Genomic DNA, 24,031 nt, shown 5'->3' with positions numbered 1-24,031 from the left:
CATCGCGCCGCATCCGTGCCTCCTCGACCGCCAGCTTCATGCTTGACATGAGGGGATACTATAACGGTACGCTTCAAAAGGGAACCCCTAAATTATTCGCTCTAGCCGGGGAGCTGCGCCACAATGGACACGTGCCCAGATACGCCAGACCCCTCGACGCTCACAACGTGGAGGACCCCATCAAAGCTCTAGGGAACATGGTGCGGGCCGGCATCCTCGGGTACATTCGCAACCACGGCGCATCCACCCGCGGCGAGATCGCGACCGGGGTCGGCATCCCCGTCTCCACCGTGGCCAAGGCCCTGCAGTCCCTGACGGCATCGGGGATGCTGCTGGCCGACCCGCCACTGGGCGAGACGACCCGGGGTCAGCGGATCAAGTACACTGTCAACGACGCAGCTGTCAGCGAGATGTACTTTCAGCTCGGAATCGCCATCGGAGAGCTGTAGGCATCGTCGTGCCCGAACAGTCGACCTCGACCGTCTGCCTTGAGGCTGGGTCCGCATCCCGCTCGGCACGGTAGCGCTCCTTCCAGCTATCGAGACGCTGGAGGCGACGGATCACGGGTGGGCAATCGGCTGCGTGCCCACGTCCCTCCCGTCGCTCATCGTTTTCAGCGGGCGCCCGCAACCGCGAACCGAATCGCTCGGGATGGGCAGTGCCGTGCCGCTTCGAGCGCGGCGTGGCTGTGTCCAGATTCCAAGGCCAGTTCACCGTCGACTACGGCGGGATGATGGCGTCGGCAAACCCCGGTCCTCCTGCTACAGCTCATCATTTACGCGATCTTCCAGAAGCAAGTCATCGCCGGAATGACCGTCGGCGCAGTCAAAGGGTGAGCCATGCAACGCTGGGCGCAGCGGCGACCGCGTGGAACTTCGTGGCGGCGCGATTACTGGCGTCCGCGCGTCGCATGGGGTTGTGTTCTTCAGCAGCCGGTGACCATACACGTACACTCGAACCCCGACGCGACAACGCCCTGGACCGCTAGCGATTATATTCATGCTGGTGTCAATGACCTCATTCTCGGCATGGAACGTGCGGTGCGCAATGACGACCGTCGTGTTCGTCGTCCTCATGGCTGTGGGTCGTCCGATCGATGGATTATGCCGAGTCACCCCACCACACCGATGGCGTAGAGCGCGGGCCAGGCAAGAACGAGCATCACCGCCACATACGGGATATTGCGCCGCGTGGTCATCGTGGGGCTGACTCCGTATCGGCCCTGCAGATACATCTGAATGCCCGAGAGTGGCCCGACCACGGCGCCCCCGCCCCAGCCGATCATCCCCATAAAGGCAAACAGCGTCGGGTCGGGGTCCAATGGAAGGATCAAGCCGCCGAGGATTCCGAGCGAGATCACGGGATGCACTCCCGCCAACGCCGCCACGATCATCGCGAGCACTCCCAGCCACGCCATCGGCAATGTGAACGCACGAATTGGAAGGTCGAAGTCGACGACGCGGAGCAGCTCGCTGAAGCCGATGGCCAGCACCCCCGCGGCGGCGAACAAGATGGCCTCGCCGCGTTGGAGCGGTAGCCCTTCTCGCAGATGACGCACAAACGTGCGTGCGGCGGTCACGCGGTGCCGGATGCACAGCACGCTCACCGTGACGGCGATAGCCGCGACCGCGATGATCGGAGGCACGGGCGCGGCCGGCTCGATCAGGTGGGCGATGACCACTGCGACGGTGAGGGCGATGGGGGTCGTGAGAAGGCTCCGCGAGAGCGGAAAGCCAGCGTAGGACGGCAACTCGTCGCCGTGCAGATGAATAACGGTGAGCATCGTCACCGAAAGCGTAGCCACCGCGAGCAGCACCCCGATGCCGACAAGGGCGGACAGACGTGCGCCCGGAGCGAGCACGAGCACTGCGGCGGCAGCGGCGCAGAACGGCGACCAGAGCGAGCCGCTGGCCTGCACCCGAGAGAGCATTACGCCGTCGGGCGGCTTGAGACGGCCGCCGTGGCTGAGGTGGTCCGCGACGATCGTGACCGCGCTGGCGCTGATCACCGCACCCAGGAAGTGGGCGAGTGCCGCAGTCTGCCAGACGGCGGCGGTCCCATGGAGCCGGGATGGCGGGGGCCCGCCGCGCGTGGCGAGCAAGCCCAGAAAGGAGACTGCGGCCAACATGCCGATCAGGTTCTGGTTGAGCGAGAGCATGTCGTCGACCCGCACCGCGCCGCCGAGCGCCAGCGCCGTTGCAAGCAACGACAGGCCGATTGCGAGTAGGACGCAAACCACGACCCGTTGCGACGGTGTCGCGATGACAAGCCCGAGCGGGATGAGGCACAGGGTCAGCGCCCCGGCGACGAGTTCGGCGAGTGGCATCGTGAGCGCCAACATGACGGCAAGCACCTGCAGGCTCAGCACCACGGCAAACGCGTTCGAGACGGTCCGCTTCATCGCAGTGCCACTATCGGTGTCCTTCGGCTGGGAGGCGGGACTTGGAGGGAACGCTTGGTCGACGCCGTCCAGTGTTCCTGGCCAATGTTGCTGCTGACGTCAGCCTCCCTCTCCTTCGGGGCGCGTTCTGGCATTCAGCCCGCCGCCTACGGAGGTACCTCCGGGCGGCGGGCGGTCGTAGAGCTAGCAACGGGCCGCCGCACGACCTACTGCAACCCGAGGTCTGCGAGAATCGCGGCCTTGTCTGCGTTGACGTCAGCGGCAGAGACCCTCTCAAATCCCTTCGGCAGCGGCACACTCGTCGGGACGGCATCCGTGCCGAGCGGCGACGCAAGGTCTCGCGAGAACTCCGTCTGTCCTGCTGGTGTCAGAAGGTAATTCATCAGCAGCTTCGCGGCATTCGGATGCCTCGCGCCCGTCGAGACTGCGCCGAAGTTGACGGTCCCGGTCGTCGGCGACATATCGTGGAACTTGAGCGGCGCACCCTTTGCGATGAGCGATTGGGCCATCTGATATGAACTGCTGAGAGTCAGATCCTGCGCCCCCGCAGCCAGCGCTTGAGTTACCGAAACCTGACTCGCCTCGTACGTGGTACCCATTCCGGCGAGCTTCTTGAGGAACTCATCACCGTACGTCTTTCGCAGCAGGTACATCTGTGCGAGATATACAGGTGCCGTCCTCGGGTCACCGTTCTGGATTCTACCCTTGAAGCGGGGAGAGAGAGCGTCCTCCCACGTCTGAGGGGGGTCCGTGACAGCATCGGTGTTGTACGCGATGCCGAGCGGCCCAATAGTCGCTGTGACGACGCCCTTGTCATAGTACTCTTGCGGCCAGTTCGCCATCGCTGGCAGGTCCGTGAGATCGGATTCGATCCAGCCCTTCGTCCGAGCGCTGTCAATGAACAGTTCGTCGGCGATCGTCAGGACGTCAGCCGGTGCCGCCCCCGCTTCGCGCTCCTGCTCGTATCGGGTGCCGAGTTGGCTTGCAGGGAGGCGGATGAAGTCGACGGTGATGCCAGGATATGCCGCTTCAAAGGCCTTGGGTGCATCGGAGGGGGCGGATGAGTACCAGGTGACGGATCCCTCTTTGAGCGCCGCCTGGTAGATCGCGTCAACGGCACTGTTCGTCGGGCCCCCGCTGGACGTCGAGGCGGGGTTCTGATCCGTGGGGGTGCAACTGCAGAGGATGGTGGCGGTCGCAACGATGGCCGCGAGCGCGACCATTTTCTTGGGTAGAATCATCATTGATTTCCTTTCAGGGGGCGGGAAGAACGCGGCGGTTGGTTACCGAGCGAGTGAATCTTCCTTCGTGATTTCTTCGATAAGCGAAGTGCCATAGTCGCCGGAACGGAATACCGGTGAGGCCAGCAGGCGCGCGAAGAAAGGGAGGTTGTTCTTCGGTCCTTCGATGATGAACCGGGCGAGAGCGGCATCCGCGTTACGCAGCGCGTCGTCGCGGGACGGCCCCCACACGCAGAGCTTCGCCAGAAGTGGGTCGTAAAAGTGTGACACGGTGTCGCCGAGGGTGTAGCCGGAATCAACCCGCACACCCGCCCCTTCCGGCTCGATCCACCGTGAGATCTTGCCGGGACCGGGCAAAAACGTGACGGGGTCCTCCGCGTAGACGCGGAATTCAAGGGCATGCCCGTGGGGCGCAAGTTCGTTGGGGTCGAAAACGGGGGCCTCTCCCGCAGCGATCCGCAACTGCGCTTCGACGAGATCGATTCCGTACACAGCTTCAGTGACAGGGTGTTCCACCTGAAGCCGAGTGTTCATCTCGAGGAACGTGAACCGTTCGGTGTCACGATCAAGAAGAAACTCAACCGTGCCAGCGCCGCGGTAGGCGACGCTCCTGCCGACTGCGATCGCGGCGTCGAACATCCGAGCACGCAGATCCGGTGAGACCGCGGGCGAGGGGGACTCTTCGACCACTTTCTGGTGTCGACGCTGTGCCGAGCAGTCACGCTCACCGATCGCGAGGATGCGGCCATCGCCAAGCCCGAGTATCTGGATCTCGACATGTCGAGCGTGCTGCGTATACCGTTCCAGCAGCATGGTCGACCCTGCGAACAGCGAACGGGTTCGGCTGACGGCTGTTGTCCATGCGTGCACGAAGTCCTCTTCGCTCAATGCGACTGTCATGCCGATCCCGCCCCCCCCTCCGCTCGGCTTGATCATGATCGGATAGCCCACCTTCGCGGCGTGGGGCAGTGCTTCCTCCGGTTCGAGCAACGGCAGTGCGATGCCCGTCGCGACAGGGACGCCCTCCGCTGCCACAGCTGCCTTGGCATGCGCCTTGTCTCCCATCGCAGCAATGGCAGCGGGGGAGGGGCCGATCCAGGTAACGCCGGCATCGATCACTGCTCTTGCGAATTCGCTGCTCTCTGAAAGAAAGCCGTATCCGGGATGTATCGCTTCGGCGCCTTCATCTTTGGCTGCGGTCAGCACACGATCCATATCCAGGTATGACGTTGACGCTGGTGCGGGGCCTAGACGCACGGCACGGTCCGCTTCCTTCACATGGAGGGCATCAGAGTCCGCGTCAGAAAAGATCGCCACGACTTCGATCCCGAGCCGGTGGCAAGTGCGCGTGATCCGGCGCGCGATCTCGCCGCGGTTGGCAATGAGGATCCGCTTGAACACTTTCATGGCCTCCACTGCTTCGATGAGAGAACACTCCATTGGCGGCATTCTGAGGCGCCAGGCGAGTGACGGGTGCGTGCCCATTCTGAACAGCAAGCCTGTTGCCATGGAAGAAGGCGCTGCCTTGCAGAGCGATAGGATAAGCCACGATGAGAATCAACCAGCTTCAGTACGCGGCGACTCTGCTCCAGTCGGCGTCTATGCGCCAAGCTGCGCAGGACCTCGGGATCACCCAGCCTTCGCTGAGCCAGCAGATTCAACGTCTCGAGGAGGATCTGGGAGTCGTGCTCTTCGTGCGCTCAGCCACGGGAATAAGCCCGACGTCGGCCGCGCAGTTCCTCGAGCCGCACATTCGCGCCATTCTGCGAACCGAGCGGGCGATGCGCCAGGCGGCCAGCGTCATCAGCAGTTCCCGCGCCGGCGAATTGCGGATCGGGGCGGTACCGACAATCTGCCGTTCGGTGCTGCCGGAGGCAGTGGTCGAGTTCCGCATCGCCCACCCCAACATCGGCTTCGAAGTGACGGAGCTGGGCAGTCATCAGGTCCATGCGGGGGTCTTGAACGCGGATTTCGACTTGGGCTTCGTCTCTCGTTTGGCCTCGGATGCGCCCTTAGACGGCGTCGCCACTGTCGATTTGATCGCGAGTGACGTCGTCGTGGCCATCTCACCCGAACGCCCGCTGGCACAGCAGTCGGTCGTCAGCCCGGAAGACCTGGTAGATGAGCCGATGATCGTGTTCCAGCCGGGATTCTTGCTTCGGCGCATCTTCGACAAGCTGAATACCGATCGTCGTCTGACCCCCGTCTTCCACACCGCCAGCATCGACACGGCGCAGGCCCTGGTCTCGGCTGGCGTAGGGGTTGCGCTGCTTCCCGCGCTCGGAATTCCCGCCGACCACATTCAGTCACGAAAGTATCGAGTGCTGCCGCTGGACGCTCCTCAGCTATCGACGGTGTCGATGGCGATTCGCAGGAAGGACGAGTACCCGTCTCCGCCGACGTCGGCATTCCTCGCGATCATGAAGGAAGTCGCGCTGCGTCACACGATCGCGCGGTAGCTGACACCCCAGGCCGGCCAGAACGCCGGTTCCGTTGCGAAGAGCGCTCGAGACGACTCATTGATAGGCACGGCCTATTACAGTTCAATCCTTCTCCTGCTTGTGTAAGCACGCCGGGCGGCCGCAGACTCGATGACGACCGCGATCAAGCGGTCACGAGTGAATGGAGCATTGGCGTTGGAAGGTGTAGAGACAACGGACCCAACCAGACGCGAGCCCGCCGGCTCCGCGCCAACACCGCCCGTTCAGCCAACGGACGCCGGGACTTCATCTGAGTGGCAACCAGAGCTGGAGGAGCTCCGCGACCGGAGGGCGATGGCTTCGGCGCTTGGCGGGCGAGAGAAGGTCCTGGCACACCACGCGCGAGGCCACCATACTGTGCGGGAGCGTATGGAGATCCTGGCCGACGAGGGGAGCTTTGACGAGGTCGGGGCGCTCACCGGTTCGGCGTCGTATTCCGAAGATGGCAGCCTCGCAGGAGTCACCCCTGCAAATTCCGTGATCGGACGCGCTCGCATCGATGGCCGGCGCGTGATGGTCGCGGGGGACGATTTCACCGTGCGCGGTGGATCTTCAGAAGCATCGCTTCCAGAGAAGTGGATTTACGCCGAGACCTGGGCTACGGAACACCGCACCCCCCTCATTCGGCTCGTCGATGCCGCAGGAGGGAGCATCAAGCTTCTCGAGAAGGCGCAATCGACGAAACTCGGCGGTTATCCGTCGTGGCGAGTCGCTGAACTTTTGGGAACCGTGCCGGTCGCGGGCGTGGCGCTAGGCCCCTGCGCCGGGCTTGGCGCGATCAAGGTGTGCCTGGCTCACTTCTCGGTAATGGTGCAGGGTACGAGCCAGGTCTTCAGCGGCGGCCCGCTCGTGGTGGCTCCAGGCGTGGGTCAGAGCATCGATAAGGAGTCTCTGGGCGGCTATCGCGTGCATGCGCGTGGGTCGGGCGTTGTTGACAACGACGCGGTATCCGAAGAAGATGCGTTTGCACAGGTCCGGCGGTTCTTGGGATACCTTCCCTCGAGCGTTTTCGAGCTTCCGCCCGTTATTTCGACAGGAGCCAGCAGCCCGCTCCGCGTTGAGGCGCTGACTTCCGCCATTCCCCGGGACCGCCGCAAGCCGTATGAGGCGCGCCGCATCTTAGCGCAGCTACTGGACGAGGGGTCGGTCTTCGAGATCGGCAGATATTGGGGCCGCCCCATGATCACCGCACTGGGAAGACTCAACGGCCGCCCAGTCGGCGTTATTCAGAGTGACCCATACCAGATCGGGGGCGCGCTGACCGCCGCGGCGGCAGAGAAGGCCACGCGCTTCGTTGATATGTGTGATGCCTTCCACCTTCCCATGGTCTCGCTTGTTGATCAGCCCGGCGTGTATGTGGGTCGCCAAGCAGAGGAAGACGGCACAGTGCGTGCTGCGCTTCGGCTCATGCTCGCAATCGAACAGAGCACCGTGCCCTGGTGCACCGTTGTCCTTCGGCGGTCCTTCGGTCTTGGTGGCGGCATACTCTCTCCCACCAAGCGCGCGAGCGTACGGCTGGCCTGGCCTTCCGCGCATTGGGGATCTATCCCGATCGAAGGTGGCGTGGATGCCGCTCATCGACGCCAGATCGCTGCAGCAGACGACCCGGACGGCCTCCGGGCAGAGTTGACGGAGCACTACCGCCGCTTCGAGTCGCCGTTCCGAACCGCGGAACGCTTTGGAGTGGAAGACATCATCGACCCTGCTGACACCCCCGGCATTTTGCATCAGTGGGCGGAGGACGCCTATCGGCTGCTCCCCGAGCAGTTGAAGACACGTGCGCATACCTTCCGGGTCTAGGCACGCATACGCAGATGACCGAAATCATAACGGTGAAAGTTGAGGGTAAGACAGTGTTCGAAGTTCGATCAGAGATGGTAGCAAGCGTCTGGAAGGTCAATGTCGGCGTCGGTGAGGAGGTCACTGCTGACACTGTCGTGGTCGTTCTCGAGTCAATGAAGATGGAGATTCCCGTACTCGCCGGGGAAAGCGGCATTGTGAAGACGTTGCATGTCGCCGAAGGGGACTCCGTAGACGAAAGCGATCTCATCGCCACGATCGAATAGCGCTGCGACGCCGTCTTGTGGGCGAGGCGGGCGAGACCCAGGAAATCCAGAACTGCAAGATTCATTGAAGAAACTTGAGGACATGAAGGAAACAACAGCCGGGATGACTCTGCGTACGGAGTCATCTGCCAGTGGACAATATCAGCGAACCGCGATGAGTGCGTCCTTCCCCGCTTCCGGCGCGGCGAGCGCGGATGCGGGCCGCGAATCGGTGTCGCCACGTCCGCGCATTGGGATCCGTGGCCTGGCCAAGAATTTCAAGCGAGAGAACGGTACGTCGGTCTGGGCGGTCAACGACGTGTCGATCGACGTGATGCCCGGCGAGTTTCTGGTATTGCTCGGCCCGAGCGGATGCGGAAAGACGACGCTTCTGCGGATGATCGCGGGGTTGGAGAGGCCTGATCGCGGCAGCATCACCATCAATGGCACAACCCTCTTCGACGCCGCCAACCGGGTCGATGTTCCACCGGAGCGGCGCCCCGCGAGCATGGTCTTCCAATCGTATGCGCTCTGGCCGCACATGACGGCATTCGACAACATCGCTTACCCGCTGAGAAGCCAACGCGTTGCCAAGGCACAAGTGCGATCACGCGTCGACGAAGTTCTGAAGATCGCTGGCATCGCACACCTGCGCGATCAGTATCCAAACCAGCTGAGCGGTGGCCAACAGCAGCGGGTGTCCCTTGCGAGAGCGATTGTCGCCTCTCAGGACGTCATCCTGTTCGACGAACCGCTGTCGAACATTGACGCTAAGGTCCGGGATCGGCTGCGGATGGAGATCGTCCGAATGCAACAGGAACTCGGATTCACCGCCCTCTACGTGACTCACGACCAAGAAGAGGCCATGACACTCGGAACTCGTATCGCAGTATTGGACGAGGGAGTTGTCGCGCAGATCGACACCCCACGCAGGATCTACGAAGATCCGACAAGCGCCTACGTGGCGGCATTCGTCGGGAGTGTGGACGAGTTCGAGGGCTCCGCAACCGAACAGACTGGTACGACACTCCATGTCCGAGCCGCGGGTCGGACCAACTGGCAGATCAACAGGCAGGCGCAAGTCGATGATGTCGTCGGCGACGTAGTCGTGATGGTCCGCCCCGAACGATGGAGGCTCACAGAAGGTTCTGCGCCCGGAGTGAATCGGCTCACCGGAACAATCGACAGCGCAACCTATCTTGCAGGGTCCCGAACCCAGTACCTCGTGCGGACAGAGGAAGGCGTCTTCCGGGTCTGCGTCGCGCATGAGGACGAGAAGGCGTCGGGGACGGTCGTCACGATCGCTCAAGACCCACGGGACCTCCTGGTGTTTAGGCGAGAGTCATGAACTCGATCGCGGCCGGCGTGGCGAAGCCCGCGCGGCGCTCCCACAGCACATTCGTGATCTTCGGATGGAGCCTCGGCATACTCATCGCCGCGCTCATTGCCGTCCCGCTGATCGTGACGATCTTCCGACTCTTCTTTCCCGACAACACATTTAACGTCCAGGCATTCGTGCGCATTTGGGAGAAGCCGTGGCTAGGCCAGGTTCTGCTCAACACCGCCGTCCTGATCACACTGAGCACGTTCGGTGCAGTCATCGTCGCCACCTTCTTCGCATGGCTCACAGAGCGTACGAACGCCCGCATGGGTTGGCTCTCTGACAGCCTCCCGGTACTGCCGTTGTTCGTGCCTCCGATCGCCAGTGCCGTGGGGTGGGTCATGCTGGCCACGCCCGGTCCAGGACTCTTGAACACGGTGATCCGCGGTGCCATCGCTGGCATGGGTTTGGTGCCGCCCACCGAAGGACCGCTCAACGTCTACACATGGCCGGGCATGGTGTTTCTCTACATCGTCACGTTGGTCCCCTTTTGCTACTTGCCGATTTCGGCGGCACTTCGCAACGCGAATCCCGCGCTGGAGGAAGCGTCTCGGGTCAGTGGAAGCGGAGTGTTCCGCACGTACCTTCGCGTGACGCTCCCCGCAATTCGCCCATCGCTGTTTAGCGGGATGCTGCTGGCCCTCGCTGCCGGCTTCGCAATCTATTCGATCCCCGTGCTATTGGGGGACCAGGCCGGGATCGACGTGCTCACGGTTCGCATCGTCCGGTTGACGACGAGCGAGTATCCACCGGACCTGGCGGGCGCCTTGGTGCTCGGACTCATCGTCGTGGCGGTGATCGGTTCAGCGTGGCTGCTTGAACGGCGCACCAGTCGGCGTGCGCGGCACGCGACGATTGAGGGACGATTTTCTGCCGGCAACAAGCTGTCGCTCGGCCTCTGGAAATGGCCGGCGCGCATCACCATGCTCCTATATCTGGCGCTCATGGTGTTACTCCCAATTTTGGCGCTGCTCGTCGTGTCTTTTCAGTCGTACTGGTCGGGAAGCATCAGTGCTGCCAACTTCACGCTGACCAACTGGCAGACGATATTTGCCAGGGGTTCAACGACGCTGTCCGCGCTAGTGAACAGCCTCGGGCTCGGGGTGGTGACGGCCACCGCCGGCGTTCTTGCGTGCGCGGTCGTCGCCTTCGTCGCCCAGAACCAACCACGCAACCCGCTCAGCCGGTTCATCGATGGTGCCATGAAGGTGCCGGCGGCGATCTCTCACGTGGTGATTGCTGTCGCACTGCTGGCGGCTCTGGCCGCTCCGCCGGTGGGCTTGCAAGGAAGCATTCTGCTCGTGCTAGTCGCATACATCATCATATTTATGCCCCAGGCGAGCATTAGTGCCAACGATGCTTTGTCACAAGTCGGGCCCGTGCTCTCCGAAGCCAGCTACATGTCACGCGCTGGCTCCTGGCGCACCTTCCGGAAGATCGTCGGGCCGCTGATGCGTCCAGGCCTTATTGCCGGATGGATTCTCGTGTTCGTCTTGGCTGCCGGGGAGCTGACCGCATCGGTCATGCTGGCAGGGCCGCGCTCGCCAGTCGTCGGGTTCGTGATGATGGACCTGAAGGACGGCGGAACGTATGGGCAGCTGGCCGCGATGGGAGCACTTGTCAGCATCGTGACCTCCACACTGGGCATCGGCATCCTGCTCTTAGGGCGGCGGCGTGCACGAGCCGCAGCGGCAAGGCGTCCACCCTCTGCCGATAAGGCAGCGCGGCTCTCGACTCGGACGATCCTATTGATGCGTCCCTCGAACGGTCCGCTCAGCGCGCAGTCACCACGAACGCGCCTTCGACGCAAATAGTCGACCCCCCTCCATCTCGCCCATCCAACAGATCAGTAGGTGATCCTGACGTGAGCATTGATTCTCTTCGACTCCAGCTCGAACAACGCCGTGCCGATGCGCTGGCAGGAGGGGCTGAGGACAAGATTGATGCGCTGCGCGCTGATGGCCGGCTCACGGCACGCGAGCGGATCGATGAGCTGCTCGATCCCGGGACATTTGTCGAAATGGGACTGCTCGCCACCGCTCCAAGCGGTAAGCGGGCCCCGGCGGACGGAAAGATCACCGGTCTCGGTGAAATTGCTGGACGAACGACAGCTGTCGCCTCGAATGACTTCACGGTGCTGGGAGCGTCAAGCAGCGCGGTCAACAACCGGAAGCTGAAGCGGCTCAAGGAAGTGGCTGCGAAGGTGGGTGCTCCGATTGTCTTTCTCGGGGAGTCGTCCGGCGGACGCATGCCCGACGTCATGGGAGCCACGAGTATCGCAGGCGGGTCGGATCGCCTGCAGTATCAGCGTGTGCGTCACTCGCCATGGGTCTCGGCTGTGCTCGGATCAAGCTATGGGTCTTCGGCGTGGTATGCATCGATTTCCGACTTCGTCGTGATGCACAAGAATGCAACGCTGGGCGTGGCCAGTGCACGCCTGATATCGATCGCAACAGGGCAGCAGGTTGATCCTCAGGAACTGGGCGGTTGGCGATTGCACACCCAGGTGAGTGGGCTTGCCGATATTGCCGTCGAGACCGACGAAGAAGCTATCGAGGCGGTCAAGAGGTTTCTCTCCTATCTGCCATCGGACTCGACGAAGAAGCCGCCGACCGTCGAGGCGGAACGCGACGAGGACGATGAGTCTCGCGCCCGGCGGCTCTTGACCATTCTCCCCGAGACTCTCAATAAGAGCTACGACATGCATGCCGTGCTCGATTGCTTTGTCGACCCTGGTTCCCTTTTTCCACTGAAACCATCGTTCGGCAAATCCATCATCACGACGCTGGCTCGCGTCGACGGTCAGACCGTGGGGGTGGTCGCGAGCAACCCGCTGCATCTGGGTGGTGCCATCACTGCGGAGGCATGCGTCAAGGTGACGAGCTTCATCGTCCTCTGTGATTCATTTAACATTCCGTTGGTCTTTGTTGCGGATCAGCCGGGATTTCTCATTGGGCTGCACGGAGAGCGCAAGGGTATGACCGGGCGAGTGATGAACTGGATGCACGCGCTGACGTTATGCACCGTTCCAATTGTTGCGATCGTAGCCCGAAAATCGTACGGAGCCGCTGTGGGTAATATGGGTTTGAGTGGAATTGCCGACCATACGTGTGCGTGGACGACAGCGGAACTGAGCTTCATGAATCCGGCGTTCGGCGCACGCGTGCTCCTAGGAGATCGTGCAGCCGATGCCAGCGTGCTGGAGACAAAGACCGCCGAGCTCGCGCGCGAGACGTCACCGTACGACGCAGCAGGCAACTTCGCGGTCGACGACATTATCGACCCCCGTGAGACGCGAGCATATCTGAAGAGCGTGCTGAAGCTGCGGCGCGCTGATCCGATTGGGGACCACCTAATGTCGAATTGGCCGTCAACGCTGTGATCAACGTCGTCCCGAAAGAGGAGAATAGCTCAATGGTTGCCGACATCGGAAGTGGTATAGATGAGCACGAGAGCAAAAAGTTGGCCGCGCGATTCGGCATACCTGTTCCTCGGGGCATGAGGATTTCTTCGGCTGATGAGATTCCTCTGATAACCGAGCGGCTTCACCCGCCCTACGTTGCCAAAGTGCTGTCAAACACGCCGCTTCATAAGTCTGATATCGGCGGCGTGAAGGTGGGTCTGACGAGTGAGAGAGGGATCGCAGAGGCGATCCACGAGATGGAAGGCGACCAGCGCATCCCCGCAAATCTCCTGTCTGGATATCTGGTCGAGGAAATGGCTACCGGTGCGATTGAGCTGATCGTGGGTGCTCGGGTTGATCCCTCGTTCGGGCCGATCGTCATGGTGGGCGCGGGAGGCATTTACGTCCACGTCCTCGACGACGTGTCGGTTCGCATCTGCCCGATCACTGCTGACGATGCCCGGGAGATGCTGCACGAACTCAGAATCGCGCCACTGCTTCTCGGAACCCGCGGACAGGAAGAGATCGACCTCGACGCCACGATCGACGTCATTACCCGAATCGGAGGCGCGAGCGGACTCATGATGACCCATCAAGACACCATCTCGGAACTCGACATCAATCCGCTGCTCGTCGGTCCGTCGGACGTGTGCGCGGTCGATGTCCGAATTCTTCCTGCCGAAGGAGGGGCTCGATGAGTACGGAACTTGAAATAACGTCGACTGAGCATGAAGAGATTTTGAAGCGATTCGATCTGCTCTTTGAGCCGGCGACTATTGCGATAGCAGGAGCGTCGGCAAGGGGTGGTGCGCAAGGGAACGCCTTCCTGCACCAGCTGCAGACGGCCGGCTACGACGGTCAGATCGTGTTTATTCATCCGACTGCAACAAGCATCGAAGGGTATCCGGCGTTTCCATCATTCGCTGAAGTTCCTGGCGTCATTGACTACGCGTACATCGCGATTCCCGCGAAGAACGTCGCGGAGCTGATATCGACGGGGGCCGGTCGGGTGCGGTTCGCGCAAGTGATCTCCAGCGGCTTCGGCGAGGGAGACGGCACGGGAGCGAATCTGGCGGCGGAACTTGCACATGCGGCGCACACGGCCGGTGTCCGAATCCTTGGGCCGAACTCGTTGGGCACTCACTCGCCTCGCGGCCATCTCAGTTATGTCGGTGGAGCGGATTCTCCGGAAGGGACGATTTCCGTCGTTTCGCAGAGTGGTGGGCTGAGCGTCGACATGGTCCGTCGTGGGCGCGCATTGGGACTGGAGTTTCGCTCGGTTGTCAGCGTGGGAAATGCATTGGATGTTGGCCCGATCGAGCTTGTCGAGCATTATCTCGCCGATTCCGGTACGAACGCAATAGGTCTTTACCTTGAGCACCTCGCGGACGGTCGGCGGTTCGTGGAACTGTTACGGCGTGCCGACAAGAGAAAGCCGATCGTCATTCTGAAGGGCGGGTTGACGGCCCAAGGAAGTCGAGCGGCCGCGTCACATACGGGTGCGGCTGCGACCGACGAGAGACTATGGACAGGGTTGGCGCGGCAGTTCGGCTTGACACTTGTGGATACTCTCGACAAGTTCTTGCACTCTCTGCTTGTATTTCAGCATACGAGTCGCGTGCCAATTTCTCGCGGGCAGAATGTTGTACTCCTGGGAAATGGTGGCGGGGTAAATGTGTTGGCAGCCGATCAATTTGCCAGGGCACGCCTGGCAGTTCTTCCCATGTCGGCTGAGGTCATCCGGGCGGCTAAGGATCTGGCACTTCCTCCGGGAGCCAGCGTTGTGAACCCAGTGGATCTTCCAGCGGGCGTCTTTGCCCACGAAAAGGGTAGGCTCTGTTCGGCCTTGCTGCGACTCGTCTTGGAGCGTGAGCGGCCGAGTGCCATCGTCGTGCACCTTAACCTGGCGGCAATGCTTCAAGGGCCTATCTATCAGGCTGGCTTCAGAGGCTTTCTTTCTGATTCGCTGCCATTGCTCCGTGAGCACGCCGTCGACTCGACGGCGGTGTTGGTCTTGAATTCGGATGGGAGCGTGGAAGCAGACGAGGCTCGCCGAGCACTTACCGACTCTGCGCGTGAATTCGACGTGCCAACGGTAACGGATTTCGCAGGAGCGATCCAGATGCTGACGGCGCTCAACGACTACGAAACTCACTTTCGGGCTACGCTCGGCGTGGAGAGGATGTCTAAAGGAGTGAAAGATCTCTAAACGAGGCCGTCTGGCGGGTGGTCGAGTTTGACGGCTCTTCGGACATTCGGTGGGGGTCATGGGGGTGGCGGCCAGTTCCATGATGCGCTTGCCGCCGTTGACCGAACCGGTGAACCATACCTTGTTGACGTCCGTGATGAGCCCCGTCATGTTCTCGTCCTCGCCGCTGATGACGTTCAGCACGCCCGCCGGGAGCTTCTCGGCGACGCGTTGGACGACGCGTGCCGTGGCCAGAGGGGCTGTCGGCGGCACCTTCACGATCACGGTGTTGCCGGTAAGCAGCGCGTGCGGCAGCGAGGCGCCCCGGATCGCGATCGGCCAGTTGAACGGCACTGTGTGCTGTCCCAGGTCGCTGCACTGACCTGACTCGTGCCACTTTGGGCTGGATCGTGTCACCCGGGGTGCTGGTTCGTTGATTTTCCGGGGTTCTTGGTGTTCGGGCGGGGCACTAAGTCGAGGGCTTCTAGACTCTTCTGGTGGGGTTGTTCGTGCGGAAGGTGCGCACCGCGTCGGGTGCGACGGCGGTGCAGATCGTCTCGAAGACGCGTGGCGTGCGCACGATCGTGGAACACGTCGGGTCCGCGCATGCCGAGCCGGAGCTTGCGGCGCTGATCGAGGTCGCGAAGACGAAGATCCAGGCCGGGCAACTCGCGTTCGATCTGGATGCGTTGACGCCGGAACCGGTGACGTCCGCGCCGACGGTGATCGGCTCCCGGTCTCGGGTGCTGTGGGAGGTGCTGGACGCCGCTTATGCGCGGCTGGGATTCGACGGCGTCGGCACGGAAGCGTTCAAGCAGCTCGTGCTGGGCCGGGTGATCGAGCCGACGAGCAAGGCCGACTCGATCAGGGTCCTCAGTGAGGCGGGGGTGCGGTCCGCGTCGTTGCGGACGATCTGGCGCACCCTGGCCCGGTGCGTGAAAGAGGACTGGCGGTCCCAGTTCGCCGCAGCGGCATACGCGCACGCCACCCGGGGTGGGCCGCTCACGGTGGTGCTCTACGACGTGACCACGTTGTATTTCGAGGCGGAGTACGAAGACGGGCTCCGCAAGGTCGGGATGAGCAAGGAACGCCGCGTGGACCCGCAGATCCTCGTCGGGCCTGAGTCGTGCCACTTTAGCTTCTGAGGGGTCGCTGTCCGCGCCGTGGGGGGTTGAGAGTATTGGGGCGGTCGGCTCTTGTCGGCTCGGGTTCTGGAGGCGCATGCTGAAGGCTGTCCGGTCGTGGTCGACGTCGACGCACTATGGTGCATCGCAGCCCGCAATTTAGCTTGACGCGGAGGACCCCACGGGGACCGTGGATTGTTGCCATTGAGCACGAGTATTAGATTCCAGCTTTCATCCTGTCCTCTCCACGACCGGCGCCGTCCAGTCCGCCACGTCGGGAAGGGAGCAGGCGATGGACATCATCCATGAGCGATCGGCGGGGATCGATATCTCCAAACGCGACGCGAAGGTCGCTGTTCGGGTGCCGGGGAAACGGAAGGGCACGTTCACCACGGACGTGACGACGTGGGGGTCGACCACGTCTCAGGTGCTCGAACTGATCGACTACCTCGCCTCGCAGCAGGTCACGACCGTAGTGATGGAAGCGACGAGCGACTATTGGAAGCCGTTCTACTATCTGATGGAGAACGACCTGCCGGTGATGCTGGTCAACGCCAAGCATGCTCGCAACATCCCCGGTCGCAAGAGCGATGTGTCGGATGCGGCGTGGTTGGCGCAGCTGGCCGCGCACGGCTTGCTGCGTGCGTCGTTCGTGCCGCCGGAACCGATCCGGGAGCTGCGAGATCTGACCCGGGCCCGGTCGGTCGCAGCGCGGGATCGGGGCCGGCAGGTGCAACGGCTGGAGAAGCACCTCGAATCCTCCGGGATCAAGCTCTCCTCGGTGGCGTCGAACCTGATCGGGAAGTCCGGCAGGTTGATGCTCGAAGCGCTCTGCGACGGGGAACGCGATCCGGTCGTGCTCGCTGACCTTGCCCAGCGCACGATGCGGCACAAGATCCCGCAGTTGGTTGATGCTTTGCAGGGCCGGTTCACGGAGCATCATGCATTCATGGTGCGCCAGTACCTGGCCCAGATCGACGCGCACCAGCAGATGATCGACGCGCTCACGACACGGATCGAGGAGAGCATCGAGCCCTTTCGTCCGGCCCGGGACGCGCTCGTGACGCTCCCGGGGGTGTCGACGACCGTCGCGGAGATCATCATCGCGGAGACCGGCGCGGACATGAGCGTCTTTCCCACTGCCGCGCACTTGGCTTCCTGGGCCGGGGTCTGTCCCGGGATGAACGAATCCGCGGGCAAGATTAAGTCCTCCGCAACCACGCACGGGAACGCGTATTTGAAGGGAGCACTCGGGGTCGCGGCGATGTCTGCCTCCCGATCGAAGGGCACCTACCTCGCCGCACGATATCGACGCCTGACCGCCCGCCGCGGCCCCGTTCGCGCAATCGTCGCGATCGAGCACACCATCCTCACAGCCGTCTGGCACATGCTCCGAAACGGCGAGGTATACGCCGACCTCGGACCCGACCACTACTCACGACTCAACCCCGACAGAGCCAGAAACAAGGCGGTCCGTGACCTGGAGAACCTCGGCTACGAGGTGGTGATCACACCCACCGCCGCCTGACCCGTCACGTTCAACTCTCGTAATAGTGCCCCGTTGCGGCTTGGAGCTTTGAGAGGATGTCGGCGGCTTCGCCTGCGGGCGGGGTGGTCGCGGTGATCTGCTGGCCCTGGACGCTGATCACCACGTCGCGGAGGGGCCGGAGGGCGCGGACGATGCGTCGGATGCTGTAGCCGGTGACGTCGGTGAGCTGTCTTGTGATGGCGAGAGCACAGAACACGATCGTGAGGTGCGCGCTGATGGAGTCCTTCTCGTGGTGGAACATCGGCCTCGCGCGCAGGTCGGTCTTCGCCATCCGGAACGACGCCTCGACCTGGAACAGGTCGTGATAGGCGGCCACGACCTGTGCGGCGGGGACCTTCACGACTGGAAGGTTGGTGACGTAGCCCTTCAGCCCGATTATGAGTATTTGCACCTCTGAGCGCCAGTGAATATTGTGGTGGCGCGCCACCCGGTATTGCGTTTCGGGGCCGCCGGGTATCGCCGGTGAGCGCCACCCGCGGCGCGACGCTCACCGGCGGGCTGGGTCAGCTGGTCATCGCGGCGTGTTCGCGCATGTTGACGTCGCCGGTTTCGATCCAGAGCGTGTTGTGCACGATGCGATCCATGATCGCGTCGGCGTGGACGCCACCGCCGAGGCGTTGGTGCCAGTCCTTCTTCGCGTATTGGGTGCAGAACACCGTCGAAGCGGCGTCGTAGCGCCGCTCAAGGAGTTCGAGGAGCATGCTCCGAACGTCGTCCGTTGGCGGGTCGAGGAGCCATTCGTCGATCACCAGGATCGTGAACGCCGAATATTTGCGCAGCCACTTCTCCTTCCCGGCGGGCTTGTCTCGAGCGACGGCCCAGGCCTCTTCGAGGTCGGGCATGCGGATGTAGTGGGCCCGGTAGCGGTGTTTGCAGGCTTGCTTCGCGAGCGCGGACCCGAGGTAGGACTTCCCTGACCCGGTGAAGCCTTGGAACACGACGTTTTGCTGCCTCGTGATGAACTGGCAGGTCCCGAGCTGCGCGATCACGCCCCGGTCCAGGCCCCGCTGCTCGAGCAGGTCGAGGCGGCGCAGGTCCGCGTTCGGGTAACGCAAGCCCGCACGTCGGATGAGTCCCTCGACCTTCGACTGGGTGAATGTGGCGTGGGCGTCGTCGACGGCGAGCTTGATGCGCTCCTCGAACACCATCCCCAACGTGAGGGTGTCGTCCTGCACGTCGAACGCGTCCACCAGCGATGTGACCCCCATCTCACGCAGCTTCCGCTTCGTCTCCGAGTCGAGCCGGCTCACCGGGCGCCCCCATCGGCGTAGTAGTCCGCGCCGCGAACATACCCGCCAGGCTCGGCCGTGGGCTCGGAGGGTTCGAGCCAGGTACCCCTGCCGCGTTGGTCCTGGTTCGAGGCGAGGATCGGCCGCAGGTGCGCGTAACGTGGTGATCTCACTCGTGAGGCCAGCGCGATGCCCGCGGCGGCTTCGACCCTGGTGGCGGAGTATCGGCGCGTCAACCGCAGCACGGCGAGGGCCGCGTCGAGGCCTTGCTCCTCGACCGGCACGGCCTCGAAGATCCGGTTCACGACGGTGGTCGTGTTCTCCCCGATTCGGGCCGCCCACTCCCGGACCCGGGCCGCGTCCCACTGCCGGTAGCGGGACCCGTCGGGCAGGTCACCATCATGCGTCCGATACTCGTTGACCATCCCGGCCGGGGCGATCAGATGACTGGTCAGCCGATCCTGCCCCGCGAACACCTCGATCGTCGTGTCGGTGACCCGCAGGTCGACGCTGGCACCGATGTGGGCGGCGGGGACGGAGTAGAAGTTCTTCTCGAACACCACGTGCCCGTTCTTCTGGACGCGGCGTCCGTAGACCCATCGGGCGATCTCGAACGCCACGGCCGACAGCGGTCGCAGCAATGGCTTCTCCTCCGCTTCGAACACGCTCGACCTGGACCCGGCGCGTTTCTGGAACGGTTCCGCGTTATACGCGGCGACGCGCTCATAGACCGCCGAGCGCAGCTCCGGCAGCGTCCCGAACGGCCGGTCGCGTAGGGACGCGATCACCCAGGTGGCGATGTTGCCGACCGTGTTCTCCACGCTCGCCTTGTCTTTCGGTTTGCGCACCCGGCCCGGCAGTACCGCGGCCGAGTAGTGCGCGGCCAGCTCCCGATACGCGTCGTTGAGGACCACCTCGCCCTCGGCTGGGTGCTTGATCACCCCGGTCTTCAGGTTGTCGGGCACGACCCGTGGGACGGACCCGCCGAACCAGTCGAACATCGCCGTGTGCGCACGCAGCCAGGTGTCCTGCTTCATGTCGAGCGTCGGCTCAACGAACGCGTACCGGGAGAACGGCAACGTGCCGACGAACAGATAGACCCGCGCCGTCGACGCGCCGGTGACCGGGTCAGTCAGCTGCATCGTCGGCCCCGACCAGTCGACCTCGACCGTCTGCCCCGCCTTGTGACCGACGCGGGACGCGGCCCCGGCGATAAGGACGTACCGCGCGTAGGTCTTGCAGAACCGGTCATAGCCCATCGTGGTCTCACCCTTGGCACGGCACGCATCGACATACTCACCGTGCAGCAGCTTCAGAGTCACCCCAACCTTCGCGAGCTCCCGGTGCACCCGCTCCCAATCCGGTTGCGCGTGCACGCTCTCATGCTCGCCCCTCCCGGGAAACAGTCGCGCATACACGGCTGCTTCCTCGAGGTCGGCGATATCGTCCCAGCCGATGCCTTCTCGGTCGGCTGCGTCGATGACTGCGGCTACCGAGTGCCGGGACATGCCCTGCGCGGCGATCTGCCGCCCGGTGAGGCCTTCCGCGCGAAGCCGAAGCACCAGCTTCGCCTTGATCTTGCGTACCATCCGAATCACTCCTCCTGCCGCGTGATTGGCCACACGGCAGGAGGAGCCTACGAGGGTGGCGCTCACCCCGAATATCGAGCGGCGCCCACGAACACGATCACATCGACGGGCAACCGGTGCTCAACCGCAATACCCCTGGCGCTCAGAAACGCGAATATTCAGCCACCCCGCCGGCACCTCATTTGCCCGCACCGGGTGCCGATATCGAAGACCGCATCTACGGTGCATGGCTGGGCCGAGCGGCAGGCTGCCTCCTCGGCAAGCCTGTGGAGAAGATCCCACCCGAAGGTATCCGTGAGCTACTGGTTGCGGCCGGCCGTTGGCCGCTGACGTCCTACTTCTCTGGGGCCGATGTGCCGCGCAAGGTTCTTGAACGGTGGCCGTGGAACCGCCGAAGCGCGGTGAACTCTCTGGTCGAGAACATCGACGGAATGCCGGAGGACGATGACCTGAACTACCCGATCCTGAATCTGGGGGTGCTCGAGCGGGTTGGGCGCGAATTCACCGTGGACGACATCGCATCCGCATGGCTCAACGAGCTCCCCGCAGGACGTGTGTTCACCGCGGAACGCGCGGCGTATCGCAACCTCCTGGAAGGCGTGGACCCAGATCGCTGTGCGCGCACCAGGAACCCGTTCCGGGAGTGGATCGGAGCATTGATTCGCGGGGATGTCTTCGGCTGGGTCAGCCCAGGAGATCCGGCCGCGGCTGCTCGCATGGCCTACGAGGACGCCCGAATTAGCCACACCGGCAACGGGCTCTACGGCGAGCTGTGGGCGTCCGGACTTTCCGCCGCCGCAACCGTCTGCGATGACGTTGAGACCGTCCTCGATGCCGGCCAGAGCGTGATCCCCAGCAACAGCCACCTGGCCGAGGCCGTGCGCTTCGGGCGCGGCCTCGGCCACCGCGGCGGATCCTTGGACAGCGACTTGACGGCCCTGGGGGCACGATTCACGGGGATGCACTGGGTCCACGTGCTCAACAACGCCGCCACCATCGCCTGGGCACTCACTCGCGGCACCGGCAAGCTGGAGGACGCAGTACCGCTGGCGGTCATGGCCGGCTGGGACACCGATTCGGTTGGTGCAACAGTCGGCAGCGTCTGTGGCGCGTTACGCGGCGCACGTGCATTGCCAGCGGACTGGATAGCTCCGTTGCAAGACCGAATCGCCACGAGCCTTCCCGGCATGAGCGGTGTGAAGATATGGGATCTGGCCCATCGAACCTTGTTGCTTGCTGTGAAGGAGGGCAAAGAATGACCACACTGTCTGTCCGTGATCGTGCGCGGGGTTCCATGGCGGGCCTTGCCATCGGGGACGCGATCGGTCGTCCAGTCGAGGGCCTGTCTGCGAGAGAGATTCAGGAGCGCTACGGCAGGGTCGAGGGCTACCTGCAGTGGCCGCCGGCCGGTAGTGATGACACCGAGTATGCGCTCCTCACCGCACGGACGTTGAGCCGTGTGGGCGTCGACGCGACTGCCGCCGACTTCGCCCAGACATGGATCGAGGACGTCCTCCCGCAACTGGACAACTTCGCGGGCGGTGGTTTCAGTGAGATGGCCGCCATCGACAACCTCAGACGCGGCATCCGGCCCCCACAGTCGGGAGCGCACATACATGCGTGGAGCGACGGTCTCGCGATGCGCGTCGCCCCGCTGGGCATCGTGTCTGGGGGAGACCTCGCCGTCGCCGTTCGCCTCGCGACCGCGGATGGTCAAGTCAGCCACAGCGGTGAGGGCATCCACGCAGGGGTGGCGGTGGCTGCCGCGATAGCTGCCGGGATGAGCGGGGCAACTGCGCGGGAGTCCTTCGCTGTCGCCCTGAGCGCGATCCCGGCGGATTCTTGGATGGCCCGCAACCTCGCGACCGCACGGCATCTCGTCGATACGGAACCGGACCAAGCAGCTCTGGCAATCGCGCTGAATGATGCTCTCGCGATCACCGACTACTACTGTGCGGACATGGCTCCGGAGGCTGTCGCCTTCGCTATGGCTGCTCTGCTCGCAGGTGACGGAGACTTCCGGTCGGGTGTCCTGTTCGCAGTGAATCTCGGGCGGGATGCCGACACCATTGCCGCGATGACCGGGAGTATCGCTGGCGCGATCTGCGGCATTCAGGCCATACCCGACGACTGGGTCGATGCTCTGCATCCTGTGGAAGGATCATGCATCCGGTCGACCGCCGGCATCCATCCGCTTGACGCGGCTGACGCTCTCACAGAACTCGCGGAACACTCCAAATGAATATCGACGTCGTCAGAGGAATGCTTGCGGGAGAGGCCAGCCACCCCGCAAACACGGATTTTCGCGTGCACGCACTACCGCCGAAGCGACTGGCGCGGATAGAAGTCCTGCGCACATTCGATCGCGAGCATGGTCAGGCAACACCCACACGTCCGTACGCCCACTCATCATCCCCGCGCCTTCTCCGGGGACCAGGCGAGAGTATCGAGTGGTTTGCTTTCACCGCTGGCTTGGTTGCCTCCGGCAACGTCGCCACGATCGACTCGGGCTGGCTCGAACTCGCTACTGCGGACGAAGGCCGACAACGAGTTGGAACCAAGATCGCACTCGCAAACATGCGCCGTGGCCTGCGGCCACCGCAGTCCGGCCATGACAATCCGCACTACTTCGACGACCTTGCGATGGTCAGGGCCGTTGCCGCTGCAACGGCACCAGGAAGTGACGACTTGGCCCGCGCCCTCGCGAATGCTGACGCACACACCACACACGACCTCGACGGCGTCTGGTGTGCTGATGCGACAGTCGTGCTGTTCCGTGCGCTGCTTCACGGAGCACCTGGACGGGAGGCCGCACAGCGGGCCGTCGACGTCCTCCCTGATGGGAGTTGGTCCCGTCGACTGGCCGAGACTGCACTTAACGTCGCGCTACGCGCGCGCCAACCGCTCGATCTCGCCAATGCCCTCAACGACGAGGTCTGTGACTGGATCTACAGTTACCCAGTCGCCGCGCCGGAGACACTCGCAGTCCTCCTCGCCCATGTGGCCGTCGCGACCAGCGCGGACGGACTCCTCCTCGGCGCGATCGCGAGCGGACGGAGTGGGACCACGCTTGCCGCCCTGTCTGGAGGAGCGGCGGCAGCGCTGTTCGGCGTGGCGTGGATTCCTGACGCCGTGACGCTTGACGCCCCGCTCGCCGGAGTCAGCGTGCCTGCACTGGCCGGAATGAGCGTCACGGATGCAATCCGCAGGACCGAGAGGTAGCGAGCCCGATTTCTGCCAGCGAGCGCTTCGGCCACCATGCTCGCGCCTTCCGCGACACGGATGGGGCTTCGGCGTTCGCGATCGCGTTCCTGCAGACCTGACTCGTACCACTTTTGGCTAGATGGACGTGTTTGGGCCCTGTAGTCGACGCTTCCGGGGTTCTTGTATGGAGCGTGGGG

The 24,031-nt window shown here is 63.3% G+C and carries 18 protein-coding genes and 3 pseudogenes; 14 read left to right on the top strand and 7 right to left on the bottom strand.

The window, feature by feature from the left end; genetic code table 11:
- Positions 1-167: 167 nt before the first annotated feature.
- Positions 168-449: a winged helix-turn-helix domain-containing protein gene (locus AC0L6F_RS07795; RefSeq protein ID WP_473539811.1), complete on the top strand. Its 282-nt coding sequence runs from the start codon at positions 168-170 to the stop codon at positions 447-449.
- A 662-nt stretch (positions 450-1,111) separates the two neighbouring features.
- On the opposite strand, the gene AC0L6F_RS07790 is transcribed toward AC0L6F_RS07795, so the two are convergent.
- The 3 genes from AC0L6F_RS07790 to AC0L6F_RS07780 all read right to left on the bottom strand — a co-directional run bounded on the left by AC0L6F_RS07790 (position 1,112) and on the right by AC0L6F_RS07780 (position 5,082).
- Positions 1,112-2,401, bottom strand: coding sequence for a hypothetical protein (locus AC0L6F_RS07790; protein WP_473539810.1), 1,290 nt, complete (start codon positions 2,399-2,401; stop codon positions 1,112-1,114).
- A gap of 206 nt (positions 2,402-2,607) precedes the next feature.
- Positions 2,608-3,642 carry an ABC transporter substrate-binding protein gene (locus tag AC0L6F_RS07785; protein ID WP_473539808.1) on the bottom strand — a complete coding sequence of 345 codons (1,035 nt, stop codon included), beginning with the start codon at positions 3,640-3,642 and terminating at the stop codon, positions 2,608-2,610.
- A gap of 42 nt (positions 3,643-3,684) precedes the next feature.
- A complete protein-coding gene (locus tag AC0L6F_RS07780; RefSeq protein WP_473539807.1) occupies positions 3,685-5,082 on the bottom strand; it encodes an acetyl-CoA carboxylase biotin carboxylase subunit in 1,398 nt (465 codons plus the stop codon).
- Between the two features lie 110 nt (positions 5,083-5,192).
- Between AC0L6F_RS07780 and AC0L6F_RS07775 the strand changes: the two genes are divergently transcribed.
- The 8 genes from AC0L6F_RS07775 (at position 5,193) to AC0L6F_RS07740 (ending at position 15,160) form a co-directional block, all read left to right on the top strand.
- Positions 5,193-6,101, top strand: coding sequence for a LysR family transcriptional regulator (locus AC0L6F_RS07775; RefSeq protein ID WP_473539806.1), 909 nt, complete (start codon positions 5,193-5,195; stop codon positions 6,099-6,101).
- 132 nt (positions 6,102-6,233) lie between these two features.
- The gene (locus AC0L6F_RS07770) at positions 6,234-7,922 is read left to right on the top strand and encodes an acyl-CoA carboxylase subunit beta (RefSeq protein ID WP_473539805.1); all 1,689 of its coding nucleotides are present in this window, start codon (positions 6,234-6,236) and stop codon (positions 7,920-7,922) included.
- 14 nt (positions 7,923-7,936) lie between these two features.
- Positions 7,937-8,188, top strand: a complete 252-nt coding sequence (locus AC0L6F_RS07765; RefSeq protein WP_473539804.1) for a biotin/lipoyl-binding carrier protein — start codon at positions 7,937-7,939, stop codon at positions 8,186-8,188.
- A gap of 82 nt (positions 8,189-8,270) precedes the next feature.
- The gene (locus AC0L6F_RS07760) at positions 8,271-9,515 is read left to right on the top strand and encodes an ABC transporter ATP-binding protein (RefSeq protein WP_473539803.1); all 1,245 of its coding nucleotides are present in this window, start codon (positions 8,271-8,273) and stop codon (positions 9,513-9,515) included.
- Positions 9,512-11,362 carry an ABC transporter permease gene (locus AC0L6F_RS07755; RefSeq protein ID WP_473539802.1) on the top strand — a complete coding sequence of 617 codons (1,851 nt, stop codon included), beginning with the start codon at positions 9,512-9,514 and terminating at the stop codon, positions 11,360-11,362. Before AC0L6F_RS07760 ends, AC0L6F_RS07755 begins: the two co-directional genes overlap by 4 nt.
- A 50-nt stretch (positions 11,363-11,412) precedes the next feature.
- Positions 11,413-12,930, top strand: coding sequence for an acyl-CoA carboxylase subunit beta (locus AC0L6F_RS07750; RefSeq protein ID WP_473539801.1), 1,518 nt, complete (start codon positions 11,413-11,415; stop codon positions 12,928-12,930).
- 32 nt (positions 12,931-12,962) lie between these two features.
- Positions 12,963-13,649 carry an acetate--CoA ligase family protein gene (locus AC0L6F_RS07745; RefSeq protein WP_473539800.1) on the top strand — a complete coding sequence of 229 codons (687 nt, stop codon included), beginning with the start codon at positions 12,963-12,965 and terminating at the stop codon, positions 13,647-13,649.
- Complete coding sequence (locus AC0L6F_RS07740) at positions 13,646-15,160, top strand: CoA-binding protein (RefSeq protein WP_473539799.1); 1,515 nt, start codon at positions 13,646-13,648, stop codon at positions 15,158-15,160. Before AC0L6F_RS07745 ends, AC0L6F_RS07740 begins: the two co-directional genes overlap by 4 nt.
- Before the next feature lie 111 nt (positions 15,161-15,271).
- Here AC0L6F_RS07740 and AC0L6F_RS07735 read toward each other — a convergent pair.
- Positions 15,272-15,493, bottom strand: a pseudogene (locus AC0L6F_RS07735) (aldehyde dehydrogenase family protein); the annotation flags it as partial.
- 143 nt (positions 15,494-15,636) lie between these two features.
- On the opposite strand from AC0L6F_RS07735, the pseudogene AC0L6F_RS07730 reads away from it, so the two are divergent.
- Positions 15,637-16,257 (top strand): annotated as a pseudogene (locus AC0L6F_RS07730) (IS1634 family transposase); the annotation flags it as partial.
- Positions 16,258-16,555: 298 nt separating this feature from the next.
- Complete coding sequence (locus AC0L6F_RS07725; RefSeq protein ID WP_473539798.1) at positions 16,556-17,791, top strand: IS110 family RNA-guided transposase; 1,236 nt, start codon at positions 16,556-16,558, stop codon at positions 17,789-17,791.
- 10 nt (positions 17,792-17,801) lie between these two features.
- On the opposite strand, the pseudogene AC0L6F_RS07720 reads toward AC0L6F_RS07725, so the two are convergent.
- The 3 genes and pseudogenes from AC0L6F_RS07720 to istA all read right to left on the bottom strand — a co-directional run.
- Positions 17,802-18,191 (bottom strand): annotated as a pseudogene (locus AC0L6F_RS07720) (IS1634 family transposase); the annotation flags it as partial.
- 124 nt (positions 18,192-18,315) lie between these two features.
- Positions 18,316-19,062 carry an ATP-binding protein gene (locus tag AC0L6F_RS07715; protein WP_473537819.1) on the bottom strand — a complete coding sequence of 249 codons (747 nt, stop codon included), beginning with the start codon at positions 19,060-19,062 and terminating at the stop codon, positions 18,316-18,318.
- A complete protein-coding gene (gene istA, locus AC0L6F_RS07710; protein WP_473537820.1) occupies positions 19,059-20,630 on the bottom strand; it encodes an IS21 family transposase in 1,572 nt (523 codons plus the stop codon). Before istA ends, AC0L6F_RS07715 begins: the two co-directional genes overlap by 4 nt.
- 116 nt (positions 20,631-20,746) lie before the next feature.
- On the opposite strand from istA, the gene AC0L6F_RS07705 reads away from it, so the two are divergent.
- Genes AC0L6F_RS07705 through AC0L6F_RS07695 form a run of 3 tightly spaced genes read left to right on the top strand, consistent with a single transcriptional unit; the run spans position 20,747 to position 23,852 of the window.
- The gene (locus AC0L6F_RS07705) at positions 20,747-21,889 is read left to right on the top strand and encodes an ADP-ribosylglycohydrolase family protein (RefSeq protein ID WP_473539797.1); all 1,143 of its coding nucleotides are present in this window, start codon (positions 20,747-20,749) and stop codon (positions 21,887-21,889) included.
- The gene (locus AC0L6F_RS07700; protein ID WP_473539796.1) at positions 21,886-22,872 is read left to right on the top strand and encodes an ADP-ribosylglycohydrolase family protein; all 987 of its coding nucleotides are present in this window, start codon (positions 21,886-21,888) and stop codon (positions 22,870-22,872) included. The genes AC0L6F_RS07705 and AC0L6F_RS07700 overlap by 4 nt, the downstream gene beginning before the upstream one ends.
- Positions 22,869-23,852, top strand: coding sequence for an ADP-ribosylglycohydrolase family protein (locus AC0L6F_RS07695; protein WP_473539795.1), 984 nt, complete (start codon positions 22,869-22,871; stop codon positions 23,850-23,852). The genes AC0L6F_RS07700 and AC0L6F_RS07695 overlap by 4 nt, the downstream gene beginning before the upstream one ends.
- The last annotated feature ends 179 nt before the right edge of the window (positions 23,853-24,031 follow it).

It is taken from the genome of Microbacterium sp. G2-16M (assembly GCF_055809115.1).
The sequence above is the reverse complement of the archived record's forward strand: the minus strand, read 5'-3'. Positions and strand labels throughout refer to the sequence as shown.

Excerpts from the sequence above, each read along its gene's own strand:
- AC0L6F_RS07790 (WP_473539810.1), bottom strand. The coding sequence starts at position 2,401 with ATGAAGCGGACCGTCTCGAACGCGTTTGCCGTGGTGCTGAGCCTGCAG.
- AC0L6F_RS07785 (WP_473539808.1), bottom strand. The coding sequence starts at position 3,642 with ATGATTCTACCCAAGAAAATGGTCGCGCTCGCGGCCATCGTTGCGACC.
- AC0L6F_RS07780 (WP_473539807.1), bottom strand. The coding sequence starts at position 5,082 with ATGGAGTGTTCTCTCATCGAAGCAGTGGAGGCCATGAAAGTGTTCAAG.
- AC0L6F_RS07775 (WP_473539806.1), top strand. The coding sequence starts at position 5,193 with ATGAGAATCAACCAGCTTCAGTACGCGGCGACTCTGCTCCAGTCGGCG.
- AC0L6F_RS07770 (WP_473539805.1), top strand. The coding sequence starts at position 6,234 with ATGACGACCGCGATCAAGCGGTCACGAGTGAATGGAGCATTGGCGTTG.
- AC0L6F_RS07765 (WP_473539804.1), top strand. The coding sequence starts at position 7,937 with ATGACCGAAATCATAACGGTGAAAGTTGAGGGTAAGACAGTGTTCGAA.
- AC0L6F_RS07760 (WP_473539803.1), top strand. The coding sequence starts at position 8,271 with ATGAAGGAAACAACAGCCGGGATGACTCTGCGTACGGAGTCATCTGCC.
- AC0L6F_RS07755 (WP_473539802.1), top strand. The coding sequence starts at position 9,512 with ATGAACTCGATCGCGGCCGGCGTGGCGAAGCCCGCGCGGCGCTCCCAC.
- AC0L6F_RS07745 (WP_473539800.1), top strand. The coding sequence starts at position 12,963 with ATGGTTGCCGACATCGGAAGTGGTATAGATGAGCACGAGAGCAAAAAG.
- AC0L6F_RS07740 (WP_473539799.1), top strand. The coding sequence starts at position 13,646 with ATGAGTACGGAACTTGAAATAACGTCGACTGAGCATGAAGAGATTTTG.
- AC0L6F_RS07725 (WP_473539798.1), top strand. The coding sequence starts at position 16,556 with ATGGACATCATCCATGAGCGATCGGCGGGGATCGATATCTCCAAACGC.
- istA (WP_473537820.1), bottom strand. The coding sequence starts at position 20,630 with ATGGTACGCAAGATCAAGGCGAAGCTGGTGCTTCGGCTTCGCGCGGAA.
- AC0L6F_RS07700 (WP_473539796.1), top strand. The coding sequence starts at position 21,886 with ATGACCACACTGTCTGTCCGTGATCGTGCGCGGGGTTCCATGGCGGGC.
- AC0L6F_RS07695 (WP_473539795.1), top strand. The coding sequence starts at position 22,869 with ATGAATATCGACGTCGTCAGAGGAATGCTTGCGGGAGAGGCCAGCCAC.